Source organism: Nocardioides sp. P5_E3 (genome assembly GCF_054049275.1).
Map to the genome: position 1 here is coordinate 1 of NZ_JBFUMR010000053.1, position 16242 is coordinate 16242.

Sequence of the window (16242 nt, forward strand, 5' to 3'; positions counted from 1 at the left end):
CGCTGCCGGCAAGATCCGCCAGCTACGGCATCGCCACGAGCTGGCCGAGGACCTGCAGGACTCGATCGCACCCGGCCATTCCGGAATCGTGGCTCTCGTCTCCGACCCCAGGGCGGTGAAGATCCGCGAGGCGCTCGCCCTGGCCGATGCGGTCGTGGAGCGGACGGTCGACAAGGTGGCGGCCGAGGACATCAAGGCTGCAGCCAAGGAGGCCGAGGCTGAGGAGAAGGCCGCGAAGGACACCTCCCCCGGGAAGTAGCCCCTGCCATGTGGGGACATTCCATGCGAGCTCCGGTCGGCGTTGCCTGCGCGTGCCTGCTCCTGGTCGCATGCGGTGACGACGGCAACAGCGACGGCGACAACGAGGTACAGCGGGCGCAGGCCCGGGTAGAGGCTGCACAGGACGATCTCGCGGGTGCGCGGGATGCGGCGGAGGTCGCGACCTCCGAGTTCTGCGACCAGACGAGGGACTACATCGTGGCCCTGGACCGGTACGGCGACGTACTGGCGTCGACGAAGCCGACGGTCGGGGACGCACGGGAAGCCGGTGCCGATCTCGCCGAGCCCGGTGAGGACCTCGCGGCCGGGGCAGAGAGTGCGGTTGCCGCTCGGGAGGACGTGGTCACGGCCGAGGAGGACCTGGCGCAGGCCCAGGCGGCGCTCGCCGAGGCGAGGGGCACGTCGCCGAAGCCCACGCCGACCAGCACCGCCACGGTGCTGGTCCCCGAGGTCCCGCCCGCGTCCGCGGACCGTGTGCGGCAGGCCCAGGCCGACCTCGACGCCGCCGTCGACGGCGTCAGCGACCAGACGCCCCTGGAGCAGGCCGGCCAGCAGCTCAACGCGGCCGCCGTGGCGCTCGAGATGTCGTGGCTCCGTCTCTTCTCGGAGGTGGGCTGCCTGACCGACGAGCAGCAGGCGCAGGCCGCAACAGCGGTGCGTGACTACACCGCGACGCTTCAGGAGTCCCTCGCGCTCGCAGGGCACTACACCGACGAGGTGGACGGCGTCTACGGTCCTGCGACCGTCGAGGCGGTCCGGTCCCTCCAGGAGTCCCACGGGCTGCCGGTGACGGGAGCCGTCGACACCGCGACCGCTGCGGCGCTGCAGTCCGACGTGGCGGCACAGGGCGGCGCTGCCGAGCAACAGTCAATCGCCACCACCGCGGCCGTACAGCAGACCCTGAGACTTGCCGGTTTCTGGACCGGGCCGGTCGACGGCGAGTGGACCCCTGCCCTCACCGAGGCGCTGAAGGCGTTCCAGGCCGAGCTCGACGTGAAGCCGACGGGCACGGTCGACGCTGCCACGATCGCCGCCCTGGAACGCGCGATCACGGATGCGGACGAGCCCGAGGCCACGCCGACCGCATCGCCGTCCGAGGACGATGGAGCATCCGACGACGCCGAGACCTCGTCGTCGGACTGAACATCGCGTGCGCTCTCCTGTCGCCTGCCGCTCACTCCTGAGCAGCGCTGCGGATGGTCCAGTAGGTCCCTCCGCAGGTCGATCCGGGCGAGGAGGGGACGACGAAGTGCGATCACAGGAGGGCGGGAGACCCTGCGGTGTCAGTGGTCGGCAGCGGCCGCCCCAGGGTCTTCACCGGTGCGTCCTGTCATGCTGGGCAGATGAGTGCTGAGAGTTCGCGGTCAATGACCTTCCAGGCGAGGCCGTCGGATGTCTTCGCCGCGCTGTTGGAGGCTGCGCGGCGTACGGGGTTCCAGTACCTGACCGGCGATGTGAGCACGGGCACCGTGATGTTCACCTCGGGGAGGTTCTTGCTGGTGGTCGGCGAGAAGGTCAACGCCCAGTTCGAGGAAGTTGCGCCAGGGACCATCCAGGTGACGATGTCCACGGCAAAGTTCGGCATCGCCGGCTCGGGCCGCCGCCGTCCAGGTGTGGACCGCATGGCTGACGAGTTGAGCGGGCTGCTACCACGCGCCCAGTAGGCGCTGGCGGTCGCGCACCATGAGCGGCTCCGGCCCGGACACTCGGTCACACCGACAGCTCGAGCACTCGGTGTGGCTCGGGGCGGTCGTGGCGTGGACGGCCTCGGGACGTCCGCTCGCCACTTCGACGTGTTTCGGCGGACGAAAAGCCTCATGCGGCTTTCGTGCGGTCGCCCTCACCCGGCGCCGTGGTTACGCAATGAGTGCTCCGAGGCCGAGGACGACGATGACGAGCGCCGCGAGCATGGCCAGCAGCGGCCAGACCCAGCGCAGATAGGTGCCATAGGGCACGCGGGCGATGGCCAGGCCGCCCATCACGACCGCGGAGGTGGGGATGAACAGGTTCATCAGGCCCGACGCGCTCTGGAATGCCGTGACGATCAGGTCCGCCTCCACGCTCACAAAGGCTGCGAGCGGCGCCAGGATCGGCATCGACACGGTGGCGAGGCCGGACGAGGAGGGGATGAGGAACGACAGGGGCAGGAAGATCAGGAACACCACGATCACGAAGGCCACGGGGCCGAGGCCCTCGACCGCCTGCTCGGCCCAGTGCAGCACGGTGTCGGTGATCCCGCCGTTGTTCATGACCACGGTGATCCCTCGGGCGATGCCGATGATCAGCGCGACTCCGAGCAGGTCGCGGGCGCCGTTGACGAACGAGTCGGTGAGGTCGGTCTCGCTCAACCGTCCGATCAGTCCGATGATCACCGAGAACAGGATGAAGAGCGCGGTCATCTCCGGGAACCACCACCACAGCGTGGGGATCCCGATGCCCATGTCCTGCCAGGGGATGACGCCGTACATCATGATGACGAAGGCCAGACCGAACACGGTCAGGATGACCTTGTCGCGGCTGGTCATGACGGCCTCGTCCGTGTGTCCTTGGACGCTGAAGTGGGCCTCGTTGGCCGCGCGCATGTCTCGGACTGCCGATCTGGTGGGGTCCGCCTTGACACGTTCGGCGTACCGCATCACGAAGAAGATCCCGACCCCGAGCCCGACCACGAGGATGATCAGCCGGGAGAGCAGGCCTTCGCTGATGGAGACGCCGGCGAATCCGGAGGCGATGCCGGTCGCGAAGGGGTTGATCGTCGAGCCCAGGGTGCCGATGCCGCACCCGAGGAGGACGATGGCTGCGCCGGTCAGGGCGTCATAGCCGGCGGCGATCATGACCGCGATGACGAGGGTGTAGAACGCGAGGCTCTCCTCGGCCATGCCGTACGTCGACCCGCCGAGGGCGAAGACCATCATCAGGATGGGGATCATCCAGCGTTCGCGGCCGCGGAGCCGCGCGACCAGCCGTCCGATGCCGGTCTGGATGGCCCCCGTACGCATGGTGACGCCCAGGAAGCCGCCGATCACGATGATGAAGAGGGCGACGTCGATGGCTCCGAAGAGGACACCGGTGTTGTAGTAGCTGATCTTCCCGTCTGCGTCCTCGATCCCGTAGAGCCCGTTGATGGGGGCGGTCAAGGAGTCGATCAGGATGCGCTGCGGGTCGCCGTCAACCTCGCTGTACGTGCCCGGGATCGGGGCTCCGTCCTTGTCGAGCTGGTAGGCCCCGGCCGGGATGAGCCAGGTCGCCAGCGCCATGAGGAAGATGAGGGCGAACAGGATGGTGTAGGCCGAGGGGAGCTTGAAGCCGCGCTTCGGCTCGGCCGGAGGGGCGGTGGTCGCTTCAGTCATGACGGTCTCCTCGAGGAACGGCGGGCAGCGTGGCAGTCGTGGCGTCGTCCTCCCACGGGCCCTCGGCCGGGGGCACCTTGAAACCGATGTAGCCGTAGATGATGTCGAGCAACGGGCTGAGCAGGTTGAAGAAGCAGAACGGGAAGTAGGCGGCGGTGGAGACCCCGAGAACTCCTGAGATGTAGGCACCGCAGGTGTTCCACGGCACCAGCACCGAGGTCACGGTGCCTGAGTCCTCGACCGCCCGACTCAGCACCTGAGGTGCGAGCCCCCTGCGGGCGAACTCGGTGCGGAACGTGCGTGCGGGCAGCACGACCGCGACGTACTGGTCGCCCGCGATCACGTTCAGGCCGATCCCGCTGCCGTTGACCGAGGCGATCAGCGACCCGCGCCGCCTGGCTCGCGACACGATCGGGTCGAGCAGGCGTTGGAGGAAACCCGCGTGCTCCATGACCGCGGCGAAGGACAGGGCGCCGAGCACCAGCCAGATCGTGCTCAGCAGGCTGGCCATCCCGCCACGTGTGAACAGCTCGTCGATGGGTTCGACCCCCGAGCTGCTGACGAACCCCGTCGCCATGGCGCGGAAGATGGCTTCGATCGACGTGGCGACCGGGCCGAGAGACGGATCGGCCACGAATGCCTTCACCGCCTCCCACTGGGTGAACGGCGCGAGGATCCCGGCAAAGAGCGCGGACCCCAGGATGGACAGGAAGGGCGGGAACTTCAGTACTGCGAAGACCACCAGCAGCAGCAGCGGGAGCAGGTTCACGAAGCCGATGTTGAAGGCCGCGGCCAGTGCCTCGCGCGCCACGTCGGTGCTGAGCACTGCCTCGGGGTCCGCGTTCAGCCCCAGCACGAGGAAGATGACGAGGCTGATGCCGAGCGCCGGTCCGGCGGTCCAGAACATGTTGCGGACGTGCTCACCGACGGTGAGCCCACCGCCGACGAGCTGGGGGACGAGGATCGTGGTCTCCGACAGCGGAGTCATCTTGTCACCGAAGTAGGCGCCGCAGATGACGGCGCCCGCAGCGATGGCGTCGTCGAGCCCCATGACGTTCGCCATCCCGACGAAGGCGACGCCGAGCGTGCCCACCGTGGTCCAGGAGCTGCCGGTCACCATCCCGACCAGGGCACAGACGACTGCGGCGGTGAGGTAGAACCACGACGGACTGACGAGCCGGATGCCGTAGTCGACGATGGTGGGGATGGTCCCGGCCATGTTCCAGGTGCCGATCAGCGCACCGACGGCGAGGAGGATGAAGATCGCCCCCACCGCGGAGGTGACGCCGCCGACCGCGGCGTCCGCGACACCCGCGACCGTGTAGCCGTTCTTGAACGCCATCAGGCTGGCGAACGCGGCGCTCAGGAGCAACGCCACCTGGAGCGGCCCGTTGGTGGCGTCGATCCCGAACAGGTAGATGGTCATGGCGAGCATGACGATCAGCACGACGATCGGCAGCACGGCATCGAGCATGGTGGGGGCCCGCGGACCCGGGCGCCGCATGCGTCCAGCCGTGGGCGCGGCAGGGGGATCGGACATCGCCGCCACCTCAGCCTGTCGGCCCCTGTGCGAGAGCGTCACCGGCACCGAGAGCACCCTCGAAGATGCCCCGGTGGTGCTCGGTCCCGCGCGCCCACACGACGAGGGCGACTACGCACGCGAGCAGGACGACGACAAGCACCCAGCGGGGCAGCTCACGAGGCATCGCCGATCACCTCACACCGGGTCCCGTGTCAACGGACACGTCATGCAGTGCCCGCCTCCGCGACCCTTTCCGAGCTCGAATCCCTCGATCGTGATGACCTCGACACCGGCCTCGCGCATCTTGGCGATCGTGTACGTGTTCCGCTCGTAGGCCACCACGACGCCCGGTTCCAGGGCGACGACGTTGTTGCCGTCGTCCCACTGCTCGCGTTCCTGTTGATAGGCGTCGCCGCCGGTCTCCACCACCCGCAGCCGGGGCACGCCCATCGCATCGGCCACAGCCGCAAGGAACGATTCCTCCTCAGTGACGTGGAACCGCTGCCCGTTGCTGCCGGGTCGCAGGCTGATCGCCCGGATGCCACTCACCACCGAGGGGTAGGCCGTCACCTTGTCCCGGTCGAGCATCGTGAACACGGTGTCGAGGTGCATGTGCGCCCGGTCCTTGGTCATGACCGCCGCGATCACCCGCTCGGCCGCCCCCTTCTCGAACAGCGCCGCTGCGATCTGCTCGATCATCCGGGCCTGGGAACGTTCGCTCATCCCGATCAGGACGGTCCCGTTGCCGATCGGCATCACGTCCCCACCCTCGAGGGAGGAGCGACCGAAGTCGTGCGCCTCGAAGCGCCCGTCGTCGCCGAGGTGCGGGTACCAGTACTCGAACTCGGCGTCCCGGAACATCGGGTGGTAACGGTAGATCGCAGCCACGTTGTAGGCCTCGAGCCGGCGCGCCGGCCAGAACATCGGGTTGATCGAGACACCGCCGTAGATCCAGCAGGAGGAGTCGCGTGTGAACAGGGTGTTCGGCAGGGGTGGCAGCACGAACATGCTCTCGTCGTCCAGCGCCGCGGCCGGCAGCGAGCGCGATCGGTACTGCCCCAGGTCGAGCCCGGACTCGGCCACGGTGAGGCCGCCGATGAGGTGGGTGGCGAGGACGTCGGGCGCCATCGCGGCCAGTCCGGCGCGTATTTCGTCCACCAGGGACAGCCCTACGGTGTACTCGGAGGCAGCCACCTCGATCAGGCGGTGCCGGCCTTCGTCGCTCGCGGCCAGCGACTCCGCGAGGAGGGTCTGGAGCAGGAAGACCTCGACGCCACGCTCCTGCATCCTCGCGACGAACTGGTCGTGCTCGTACTGGGCGCGCTCGACCCACAGGACGTCGTCGAAGAGCAGGGCGTCGTGGCTGGACGGCGTCAACCGCTGGAGACTGAGCTCCGGGCGGTGCACCATCACCTGTCGCAGGCGCCCGACCTCTGAGTGAACTCCGAACCCCGTCATCGCTCCTCCGTCCCGGGCACCACCTGGGTGCCCGCCTGTCCATCGACGATCTGCTGAATCTGCGTGAGCGCGCCGATCGCGGCGCGCCCCCCTGTGGCTTCGACGAAGCGGCACGCCGCGTCGACCTTCGGTCCCATCGAGCCGGCCGGGAACTCGGCCCGGCGAAGCTCCTCTGCCGTCACGCGTCCCAGAGCCCGCTGCTGTGGTGTCCCCCAGTCGGCGTACACAGCATCGACGTCGGTGGCCATCACGTAGAGGTCGGCCGAGACCTCGCGGGCGAGCAGCTCGCTGGCGAGGTCCTTGTCGATGACTGCCTCGACACCAACGAGCGTGTGGGCGGGGTCGTCGAGGAACATGGTCGGCACACCACCTCCTCCTGCGCAGATGGTGACGACGTCGTGCTCGAGGAGCCATCGGATCGGGTCGATCTCGAAGATGTGGCGTGGCTCGGGTGACGGGACCACCCGACGCCAGCTGTCGCCGTCGGGCTTGAACACCCAGCCCTTGGCGGCTTGCAGCGCGTCGGCCTCAGCCTTCGTGTAGATCGGGCCCACGAACTTGGTCGGATCCTCGAACGCCGGGTCCGCGGGGTCGACCTCCACCATCGTCAGGATCGTGGCCAGCGGCGCCTCGGGCGGCATCACGTTCCCCAGTTCCTGCTCGAGGACGTAGCCGATCATCCCTTCCGTCTGCGCGCCCAGGATGTCGAGGGGGTAGGCGTCGACCTCCGTGTAGGCCGCTGCCTGCAGCGCCAGGAGGCCCACCTGGGGGCCGTTGCCGTGGGAGAGGACCAGCTCGTGCTCCTTCGCGACGGCGGCCAGGGCCGGTGCCGCCACCCGCACGTTGGCGCGCTGGTTCTCCGCGGTCATCGGCTCACCGCGCTTCAGCAACGCATTGCCACCCAGAGCCACCACGACGCGCATCGGAGGTCAGTCCCCCAGGGTGGCGACCATGATCGCCTTGATCGTGTGGAGGCGGTTCTCCGCCTGGTCGAAGACGATCGAGTGCTCTGACTCGAAGACGTCGTCGGTGACCTCGAGGCCGTCCATCCCGAACTCCTGGAAGATGTCCTCGCCCACCTTGGTGTCCCGGTTGTGGAACGCGGGCAGGCAGTGCATGAACTTGACCGTCGGGTTGCCGGTGCGGGTGATCACGTCGCGGTTCACCTGGTACGGCGTGAGGAGCTTGATCCGCTCGGCCCAGACGCTCTTGTCCTCGCCCATCGACACCCAGACGTCGGTGTAGAGGTAGTCCACGCCGGAGACCCCCTCGTCGACGTCCTCGGTCAGGGTGAGCCGGGCTCCGGTCTCCTCGGCGATCTCGCGGGAGGCCTTGACCAGGTCGTCCGCCGGCCACAGGTCGCGGGGGGCACACAGCCTGACGTCCATGCCGAACTTGCAGGCGCCGACCATAAGCGAGTTGCCCATGTTGTTGCGTGCGTCACCGAGGTAGCAGAACGCGATCTCCCTCAGCGGCTTGTCACAGTGCTCGGTCATGGTGAGCACGTCCGCGAGGATCTGCGTGGGGTGGAACTCGTTGGTGAGACCGTTCCACACCGGCACCCCGGCGTGCGCCGCCAGGGTCTCGACGGTCTCCTGGGAGAAGCCCCGGTACTCGATCGCGTCGTAGGTGCGGCCGAGCACCCGTGCGGTGTCCTTGATCGACTCCTTGTGGCCGATCTGGGAGCCGCTGGGCTCGAGGTAGGTGACGTGGGCGCCTTGGTCCTTCGCGGCGACCTCGAAGGACGTGCGGGTGCGCGTGGACGTCTTCTCGAAGATCATCGCGACGTCCTTGCCGGCGAGGCGTGGTTGCTCGTAGCCGGCGTACTTCGCCGCCTTGAGGTCGGCGGAGAGCCTCAGGAGGAAGCGCATCTCGGCGGGGCTGAAGTCGAGCTCCTTGAGGAAGCTGCGGTGGCGGAGGTTGAACGACATGGAGTTCTCCCTGTTCGGGTGGTGGCCGGGGTGACACTCAGTGGATGGGCCGGGGTTGCGGAGGAGCTCAGATCTCCCCAGTGGCGGATGACGAGCTTGATGAGCTCATCGACCACGACGAGGGAGCTGGCGCTGATGGCGAGCAGCGAGACGGCGTAGCGCCGCAGCTTGACGATGCCGGGGAGCGTGTCGCAGTCGAAGACGGTGTTTCTCTGGTCTCGGCACAGCAGGGCCCCGGACACGTGGAAGACCGACAGCGTGGTCAGCAGCATCGTCGCGGCGACCACCCCGTCGCCCTGGTCGTCGCCTACCTGGTGGGCGATCAGCGATCCGACCGTCATCACCGCGCCCTGGGCGCAGAGTCGGACCCAGTTGTCGCGGGACGGGACTGGCGCACCGACGGGTCGCGGGGGGCGGTCCATCAGGCCGCAGGGGGCCTGGTCGAAGCCGAGTGCGATTGCCAGCACCCTGGACCGTCTGCGACATCAGGGCCTCCACCGATGGGCTGTCTCGGCGGGTCCGCCCACCAGCGAACCTCAGTCGGACGTTAGGCGCCTCGTGACCCGGCCACCTCACCCGTGCTGGGGGAGTGAAGTCCGACCCGTTCTCGACACGATGGACGCGAGGGTCGGGCGGAGGCTGAGGACCATGGTCGGTGCCGGAGACGGTGGGACGGCGGCCGGCGGTGACGGACCAGACGGCAGCCGAAGCCTGTCCGTCCGGCAGGCCGCCTTCATCGGCGTCGGGTCCATGGTCGGCGCCGGGATCTTCGCGCTCCTCGGCGCCGCCGGCGAGGTGGCCGGCTCAGCAGTCTGGATCTCGTTCATCCTGGCGGGCGGGGTCTCCGTGCTCCAGGGGTACTCCTTTGCCAAGCTCGGCGCGCGCTATCCCTCCGCGGGTGGGTTTCTCGAGTACGTCGTCCGTGGCTGGGGGGACGGCCACTTCACGGGCGTGCTCGCGTGGCTGCTTCTCGCGGTCAACGCGATCATCACCGCGATGGTCGCCGTTTCGTTCGGAAGCTACGCGAGTGATGCTCTCGCTGACACCGACGAGTGGGTGAAGCCGTTCGCGGTGCTGATCCTGCTGGTGATGTCAGTGCTGAACATCCTCGGCGCCCACGCCGTCGCCCGTGCCCAGACCGTGATCGTCGTGGTCGTCGTCGGCATCCTGATCGTGTTCTCCATCGCCACCCTGTCGAACCTGGACGTCGACCTGCTCGCGTTCTCGGGCTATCCCGCCCTGCGAGACATCGTGTCCAGCGTGGCACTGACCTTCTTCGCCTTCCTCGGCTTCGGTGTCATCACCTTCACCGCCAAGGACCTCGCCGACCCGACCCACCAGCTCCCCAAGGCGATCTACCTGGCGCTGGGCATCGCGACCGTCGTCTACGTCGCCGTCGCCCTCGGGGTGTTCGGAACGCTCACCGTCGACGAAGTGATCGACTCCGGGGGTACCGCACTCGCGGTCGCTGCGGAGCCGGTGCTCGGGGCGGCCGGATACTGGCTGATGACGGTCACGGCCCTGTTCGCCACTGCTGGCGCGACCAACTCGGGGCTGTTCCCGGCCGCCGGTCTCGCACAGGAGATGGCCACGATCGGCCAGTTTCCGCCGCAGATGGGTCACCGGGTCGGGGGGCGCGCACCCATGGGCATCCTGGTCACGGCGGCGGCGGCGATCGTTCTCGCGATCTCCATGGACCTCAGCGCGATCGCCTCGATCGGTAGTGCGGTCGCGCTGGTCGTGTTCACCCTCGTCACCTTCGGCCACCTGCGTATCCGGCACGAGACGGGTGCCAGGACGTGGCTGCTGTTGCTCGCCAACCTGACGACCGTCGTCGTCCTGGTCGCGTTCGCCCTGACCACGCTGGTCGAGGAGCCCGGAACGGCCGTCGCACTGGTCGCGATCCTGCTGCTCGGCATCGTTCTGGACCTCGGGTGGAAGCGGCGCCGGAGCTCGGCACGGGTCTCCGTCCACGATGTCTCGTCCAAGGACGCCGATCAGTCGTGATGTCCAGGCCACATGGGTCATCGGCCTGACCAGGACCTCGACGACGTGCCGGCCCGCCCCCGTGTGGGTGCCGGTCTGGACCGGAAGGACGACGCTCCGCCTGCGGCAGGCACATACCCAAGCGGGGCCTTGACGCCACCGGAGCGCGGGTGGAGGTTCGATCCATCCCCGGGGAGCCGCGCCCGGGCGCAGCACGGTCCCTGAGGGATGGGCTCCCACCCCGCCTTGGAGGGTGCCGTGAACCGCAGAGACCGTCGTCCAGTCGCCATCGCAGCAGCCCTGGCCCTCGTGGCCCCGGCTGCCGTCGCAGCCCTCGCCGCGGGTACTCCCGCCGCGTCGGCCCACAAGGGCGGCGGACACCATCCGTCGGCCCCCTCCACCCCGGGCAAGGCGGTCTTCTTCGCCTCGGACGGCATGCGCCAGGACCTGGTCGAGAAGTACGCCGACCAGGGCGTGATGCCGACGATGCGGAAGTTCCTCAAGAACGGTGTCAAGGCGCGCGGTGACGGCATGCTCACCCAGGCGCCGCCGAACACCGGCGCGGGCTGGTACACGATGGCGACCGGAGCGTGGCCGGGCGTGACCGGCTCGACCAACAACACGTTCCACAAGAACGGTGACCCGTTCGGCACCACCCGCACCGCAGCGTTCGACCCCGGCGTGCTGCAGGCGGAGTCGATCGCGCAAGCGGCCGAGCGCGGTGGCCTGAAGGTCGCCCAGATGGAGTGGGCCGGCGGGCGCAACGCCTCGATCCAGGGGCCGACGATCGACTTCCAGACCTTCTCCTCCGGTCGGGGCGTGACCACGAACTTCATCGGCCAGAAGGGCGACGTGCTCTTCGACGACGCGCCGTTCATCGCCTCGTTCGGGCTGCAGTTCGACCACCCGGCCGGGTATGCCGGACGCGACCCGTTCCCGGCGGCCGCCCCCGCCCCGGCCACGGGCTGGAGCGGAGTGCCGAGGTCGTACAGCCCGGCGCAGGAGATGCGGATGCGGGTGCTCGACGGGACGGTCGACAAGTACGGCCTGAACGCCTACATCTACGACAGCCGCAACGACGGCCGCACGAAGTACGACCGGGTGCTGTTCTCGCCCACGAAGAACGGCGCGGACGCCGTCGGCGACCTGAAGCAGGGCCAGTGGGCCGACGTGAAGGTGAAGATCGTCGGCGGCGCGCTGGCCGGCAAGACCGCCGGCATGCTGGTGAAGGTCGAGACCCTCTCCCCCGACCTGTCCCGCGTCCGGCTGTTCCACACCTCGGTGACCCGCGCGATCGCGAGCTGGCCGACGTGGCCGGGCGAGCCGGGCTACACCGAGTTCGACGAGTACCTCGCCGCCGAGTTCCCGACCTCCACCGCGGCCGACTTCGCGATCCTCGAGGCGGGCGTGACCAGCGAGGAGACCTACGTCCAGCAGGGCCTCTACTGGTCCACCGGCCACTGGCCGATGCTGGAGTACATCGCCGAGACCTACGAGCCCGACCTGCTCATGGTCGGCATGCCGACCACCGACGAGTTCCAGCACCAGTTCCTTGGCCTGGTCAGCAAGCGCCTGCCCAACGGTGCAGCCAACCCGGCGTACGACGACGTGGACCTCGACGGCGTCAAGGACGGACGCGTGAAGCAACGCTCCGCGTTCATCCGCGAGGCCTACCAGGAGTCCGACCAGACGCTGCGCCTGGCGCGCTCGCTGGTCGGCAAGGACCCGACCACGTTCGTCGGCTCCGACCACGGCTTCGCGCCTCAGTTCCTCGCGATCGACGCCAGCCTGCCGCTGGTCGAGATGGGCCTGCTGTCGCGACCGCAGACCTCGAACTGCCGCACGGCCACCGGCGAGACGATCGGCATGGCCAAGGCCTGCTGGGCCGGCGGGGCGCTGCAGGTCTACCTCAACCTCGCCGGGCGCGACCCGGCCGGAGGTGGCCTCCAGCAGGTCGCCGCGGCCGACGAGGCGTCGACCGTCGCGGCGATCAAGGCGAAGTACCTCGCCCTGACCGACCCCAACGACTGGACGCACGACGGCAACCCCGAGGGGTGGAAGGTCATCGACCGCGCCTTCACCAAGGCGGAGTCCCGCTACATCCCCAACGGTCCGGGCAGCACCGCCGACATGGCGCACCCGACCCGCACCGGTGACCTGGTGGTCTTCTCCTACCCGCCCTACCAGTTCGACGCGGAGACGCCCGGCACGCTCGTGGCGCCCTCGCACTTCTTCGGGCAGCACGGCTACGTCCCCGACGTGCAGGACCTGGCGGCCAACGTCAACATGCGCGCGACGTTCCTTGCCGGTGGCGAGGGGATCGGCCACGGCAAGGTCGATGCCCGATCGATCGACCTCGCCCCGACGCTGGCGTTCCTGCTCGGGATCCCCGAGCCGCAGCAGAGCCAGGGCAAGGTCCTGCTCGACGTGTCCGACGGCGGGAAGAAGTACACGCCCGTGTCGATCGTGGGCCTGAACGACTTCCACGGTCAGCTCGACCCGACCACGCGGGCGTACGACGCCGGCATCAACGCCCGGGTGGGCGGCGCGGCCTTCCTCGCGACGATGTTCGACGAGGACCTCGCCGCGCTGCCGGGAGAGGGCCTGATCCTGGCCGGCGGCGACAACGTCGGCGCCTCTCCCCCGAGCTCGGCGCTGCTCGAGGACACCCCGGCGATCGACGTGGAGAACGCCTGGGGCCTCGACGCCACGTCGTACGGCAACCACGAGTTCGACTACGGCGTCGCCCGGCTGCTGGAGCAGCAGGCGCGGGCCGACTTCCCGTTCCTGGCGACCAACATCGTCGACGCGGACACCGGAGAGGCACCGGACTGGGTCACGCCGTCGGTGGTGTTCCAGGTCAACGGCGTCAAGGTCGGCGTGATCGGGGCAGGGCTCAAGGAGACCCCGGAGCTCGTCGCGGCCGGCGCCACGGAGGGACTGGAGTTCCTCGACGAGGCGCCCCGCATCAAGGCCGAGTCCGAGCTGCTGCGCCGGCAGGGCGTCAAGGTCCAGGTCGTCGTCATCCACCAGGGCACCGCGCTGGGCAGCAACCCCGTCGGCAACACGCCGGGGGCCGCGTGGGAGGGTCCGATCCTCGACATCGCCGATGCGCTCCAGGACACGACCGTCGACGCGATGGTGGTCGGGCACACCCACCGGGTGTCGAACCTGATGCGCGGCGACATCCTCGTCACCGAGGGCGTCAACGCCGGCGCGTCGTACTCCGTGCTCCAGCTGATGGTGCGCAACGGCGACGTGGCGTGGGCCGGGGGGGSGACCCGGGTCGCCAAGACGCTCGGCGTCACGGGACGTCCCGACGTCCAGGCGATCGTCGACGACGCCAACGCGCAGACCGCGGTCCTGCGCAACCAGGTGATCGGCACGCAGGCCAACGACATCCTGCGCGACCCGACCCGGCTGCACGAGTCCGAGATGGGCAACATGGTGGCCGACGCGATGCTGGGGAAGTACCCCGGCATCGACGCGGCCTACACCAACTCCGGCGGGCTGCGGCAGGACATCGTCTGCTCGCCGCCCAGTGCGCGTGAGGCGCCGTGCGAGATCACGTGGGGCGAGATGTTCGCGGTGCTGCCGTTCGGCAACCGCACCACCCTCCTCACCGTCACGGGTGCACAGTTGCGGCAGGCGTTCCTCAACGGGTTCTCGCCGGTGTGCAACACGTCGATCGCCACCGGGCGCTTCCCGCAGGTCTCCGGCCTGCGTGCGACCTTCCACTGCGAGGGCACCACGCCGGTCGTCGACGGGATGTGGAAGACACCCGACGGCATCGGGGGGACGCAGACGCCGATCGCCGACGGCGACTCGGTGCGGCTGGTGATCAACGACTTCATGTTCACCGGCGGTGACGGCTACACGGTCTTCGCGGGCGGAACCGACGTCCAGCAGCCCGGCGACGACCTGATGCAGATCGCCACCGACTACGTGACGGCCAACAGCCCGGTCGACCCGCAGGTCGAGGGGAGGCTCACGCAGAACTGACGGCGTGCCGCCTCGGTCAGCGTGAGTCGGCGATCAGATTGCCAGTTCGCCCCGGAATCAGCGGGGCTGATCGCTCGGCGTCGCCCCGTCGAAGAGTCCGACCTCCCTGAGCACGCGCAGCGCGTTGAGGGAGGCGGAGGTGAGCGGGGCAGCCAGGATGGCTCCCATCAATCCGAAGAGCAGCGTCCCTGCGGTGGTGGCGACGAGGACCACCAGCGGGTGGAGCCGCAGTGAGCGCCCGAACGCGAAGGGCTCGAAGAAGTTCTGGATGGTGGTGTTGGCCAGCAGCACGATCGCCAGCATCGCCAGGGCGATGGGAAGCCCCTGCGCTCCGAGTGCGACCACGACCGCGAAGGAGCCGGCGAGAACGGCACCGAAGTAGGGCACGTAGGAGGCGATGAAGGTGACCAGGGCGATCGCCCCCGCTGACGGTACGCCGAGGGCGACGGCCCCGATGCCGACCACGGCGGCGTTCATCACGCCGATCTCCGTCAGCCCGAGGGCGTAGCCCCGGAACGCCCTGACGGTTCCGTCCAGGAGCTCGCTCGACACACGCGGCGGCAGACCCGCGTGGTGTGTGCTCCAGGTCGTGATCGGGTGCCAGTCCTTGAGCAGGAACAGCAGAACGAACACGCTGAGCACGACCCCGACGAGCAGAGCGGTCGCGGAGAACAGCGCCGAGCCCAGCGCGCCGGCGAGGAGGGCGCGCAACGCCGATGCCAGCACCGTCGCGAGATGCTCGCCGCGATCGGCGCCCGGATCCAGCTGGTCGCCGGCCGCGTCGAGACCTGCGGTCACCTCGAGCCAGATGTCGTAGCCCTGGTCGACGAGCACCCGGAGGACCACCACGAAGACGACCACGACGATCGACAGCCCGACCAGCAGGAGCAGGGCCGCACCCAGCCAACGCGGCACGCGCCAGCGCTCGAGCCGGTCGACCGCCGGCACCAGGATCGCGGCGAGAACCGCGGCGACGACCAACGGGATCATCAGCGAGGCCACCCCTGCGAGCAGCAAGAGGGCGATCCCGACGAGCACGGCGATCCCGACCACGAGCCATGCGCCCGTGCCGAGGGTCCGGAGCCAGGACGGGAGCCTCAGGTGCACGAACTCCCGAGTGGCCGCCGTCGCCGCGCGACGTGCAGCGTGAACCGTGTCCTCGGCGCCCTCCTCGGTCACCGTCTCCGCCGTCCGAAGAGGCGGCCGAGCCGATCACCCATCGATCGTGCCGGCTTGATCTCGACCAGGTTGGATCCGTCGGGCGGCGGAAGGTTCGCGGCCTGCTCTGCGGACAGCGTCGTCCGGACGTGGCTCGTGTAGATCGAGTGGACCTGGTCGGCGTCCACGAACCCTGTCCCCGTCGCCGACAGGACCACGATGCCGTCGAACACCGAGACCTTCTCGTCGACCAGCACCCTCTGGACCGTGGCGAACTGGGACCCGTCTCTCGTCTGCACGGGCGTACCTGGCTGGAGCGCGGAGTAGGCGATGGGGTCGTCAGGCGCTTCGGGCATCTCGCCACCATAGGGGCGAACCGCCATTTTTCGCGCGACGTCTTCGGTCGTCCGTGGTTTCGCCTACGCCGTCCGCACCGGTCCCCCGCGACGGGTGACCCCGCAGACCATCCGGACTGCCACGATCGGCGAGGTGACCACCTCGGAACGAAGCAAGGAGCAGTCATGACGGAGAACCAGGGCCCGGACGGCCCCGATGC

13 protein-coding genes and 1 pseudogene are annotated in these 16242 nt (G+C 69.0%); 5 read left to right on the plus strand and 9 right to left on the minus strand.

What is annotated here, in order from left to right; all coding sequences use genetic code 11:
- The 3 genes and pseudogenes from ACXJKB_RS22200 to ACXJKB_RS22210 form a co-directional block, all read left to right on the plus strand.
- A pseudogene (locus tag ACXJKB_RS22200) lies at positions 1-259 on the plus strand (hypothetical protein); the annotation flags it as partial.
- A gap of 23 nt (positions 260-282) precedes the next feature.
- A complete protein-coding gene (locus ACXJKB_RS22205) occupies positions 283-1422 on the plus strand; it encodes a peptidoglycan-binding domain-containing protein (RefSeq protein WP_457192309.1) in 1140 nt (379 codons plus the stop codon).
- A 224-nt stretch (positions 1423-1646) separates the two neighbouring features.
- Complete coding sequence (locus ACXJKB_RS22210; RefSeq protein ID WP_457192311.1) at positions 1647-1943, plus strand: hypothetical protein; 297 nt, start codon at positions 1647-1649, stop codon at positions 1941-1943.
- A 192-nt stretch (positions 1944-2135) separates the two neighbouring features.
- Here the strand turns inward: ACXJKB_RS22210 and ACXJKB_RS22215 are convergent, their stop codons facing one another.
- From ACXJKB_RS22215 to ACXJKB_RS22245, 7 genes are read right to left on the minus strand one after another with little or no spacing between them, the layout of a single operon-like run.
- Positions 2136-3629: a YfcC family protein gene (locus ACXJKB_RS22215; protein ID WP_457192313.1), complete on the minus strand. Its 1494-nt coding sequence runs from the start codon at positions 3627-3629 to the stop codon at positions 2136-2138.
- Positions 3622-5169: a Na+/H+ antiporter NhaC family protein gene (locus ACXJKB_RS22220; protein WP_457192315.1), complete on the minus strand. Its 1548-nt coding sequence runs from the start codon at positions 5167-5169 to the stop codon at positions 3622-3624. The genes ACXJKB_RS22215 and ACXJKB_RS22220 overlap by 8 nt, the downstream gene beginning before the upstream one ends.
- Before the next feature lie 10 nt (positions 5170-5179).
- A complete protein-coding gene (locus tag ACXJKB_RS22225) occupies positions 5180-5335 on the minus strand; it encodes a hypothetical protein (protein ID WP_457192317.1) in 156 nt (51 codons plus the stop codon).
- Between the two features lie 11 nt (positions 5336-5346).
- Positions 5347-6609, minus strand: coding sequence for an arginine deiminase (locus ACXJKB_RS22230; RefSeq protein ID WP_457192319.1), 1263 nt, complete (start codon positions 6607-6609; stop codon positions 5347-5349).
- The gene (arcC, locus tag ACXJKB_RS22235; protein WP_457192321.1) at positions 6606-7532 is read right to left on the minus strand and encodes a carbamate kinase; all 927 of its coding nucleotides are present in this window, start codon (positions 7530-7532) and stop codon (positions 6606-6608) included. The genes ACXJKB_RS22230 and arcC overlap by 4 nt, the downstream gene beginning before the upstream one ends.
- Before the next feature lie 6 nt (positions 7533-7538).
- Positions 7539-8540 (minus strand): ornithine carbamoyltransferase, encoded by a 1002-nt coding sequence (gene argF, locus ACXJKB_RS22240; RefSeq protein ID WP_457192323.1) that lies wholly within the window; start codon positions 8538-8540, stop codon positions 7539-7541.
- On the minus strand, positions 8465-9007 hold the full coding sequence (locus ACXJKB_RS22245) for a cation transporting ATPase C-terminal domain-containing protein (protein WP_457192325.1): 543 nt from the start codon (positions 9005-9007) through the stop codon (positions 8465-8467). The genes argF and ACXJKB_RS22245 overlap by 76 nt, the downstream gene beginning before the upstream one ends.
- A gap of 181 nt (positions 9008-9188) precedes the next feature.
- Between ACXJKB_RS22245 and ACXJKB_RS22250 the strand changes: the two genes are divergently transcribed.
- Both ACXJKB_RS22250 and ACXJKB_RS22255 read left to right on the plus strand, forming a co-directional pair.
- Positions 9189-10547: an APC family permease gene (locus ACXJKB_RS22250; protein WP_457192327.1), complete on the plus strand. Its 1359-nt coding sequence runs from the start codon at positions 9189-9191 to the stop codon at positions 10545-10547.
- A 237-nt stretch (positions 10548-10784) separates the two neighbouring features.
- The gene (locus tag ACXJKB_RS22255; RefSeq protein WP_457192329.1) at positions 10785-14528 is read left to right on the plus strand and encodes a 5'-nucleotidase C-terminal domain-containing protein; all 3744 of its coding nucleotides are present in this window, start codon (positions 10785-10787) and stop codon (positions 14526-14528) included.
- Positions 14529-14585: 57 nt separating this feature from the next.
- Here ACXJKB_RS22255 and ACXJKB_RS22260 read toward each other — a convergent pair whose 3' ends face one another.
- Positions 14586-15707: an AI-2E family transporter gene (locus tag ACXJKB_RS22260; protein ID WP_457192331.1), complete on the minus strand. Its 1122-nt coding sequence runs from the start codon at positions 15705-15707 to the stop codon at positions 14586-14588.
- Entirely contained in the window at positions 15704-16042 is a 339-nt protein-coding gene (locus ACXJKB_RS22265; protein ID WP_457192333.1) for a hypothetical protein, read from the minus strand. The genes ACXJKB_RS22260 and ACXJKB_RS22265 overlap by 4 nt, the downstream gene beginning before the upstream one ends.
- Between the last annotated feature and the right edge of the window lie 200 nt (positions 16043-16242).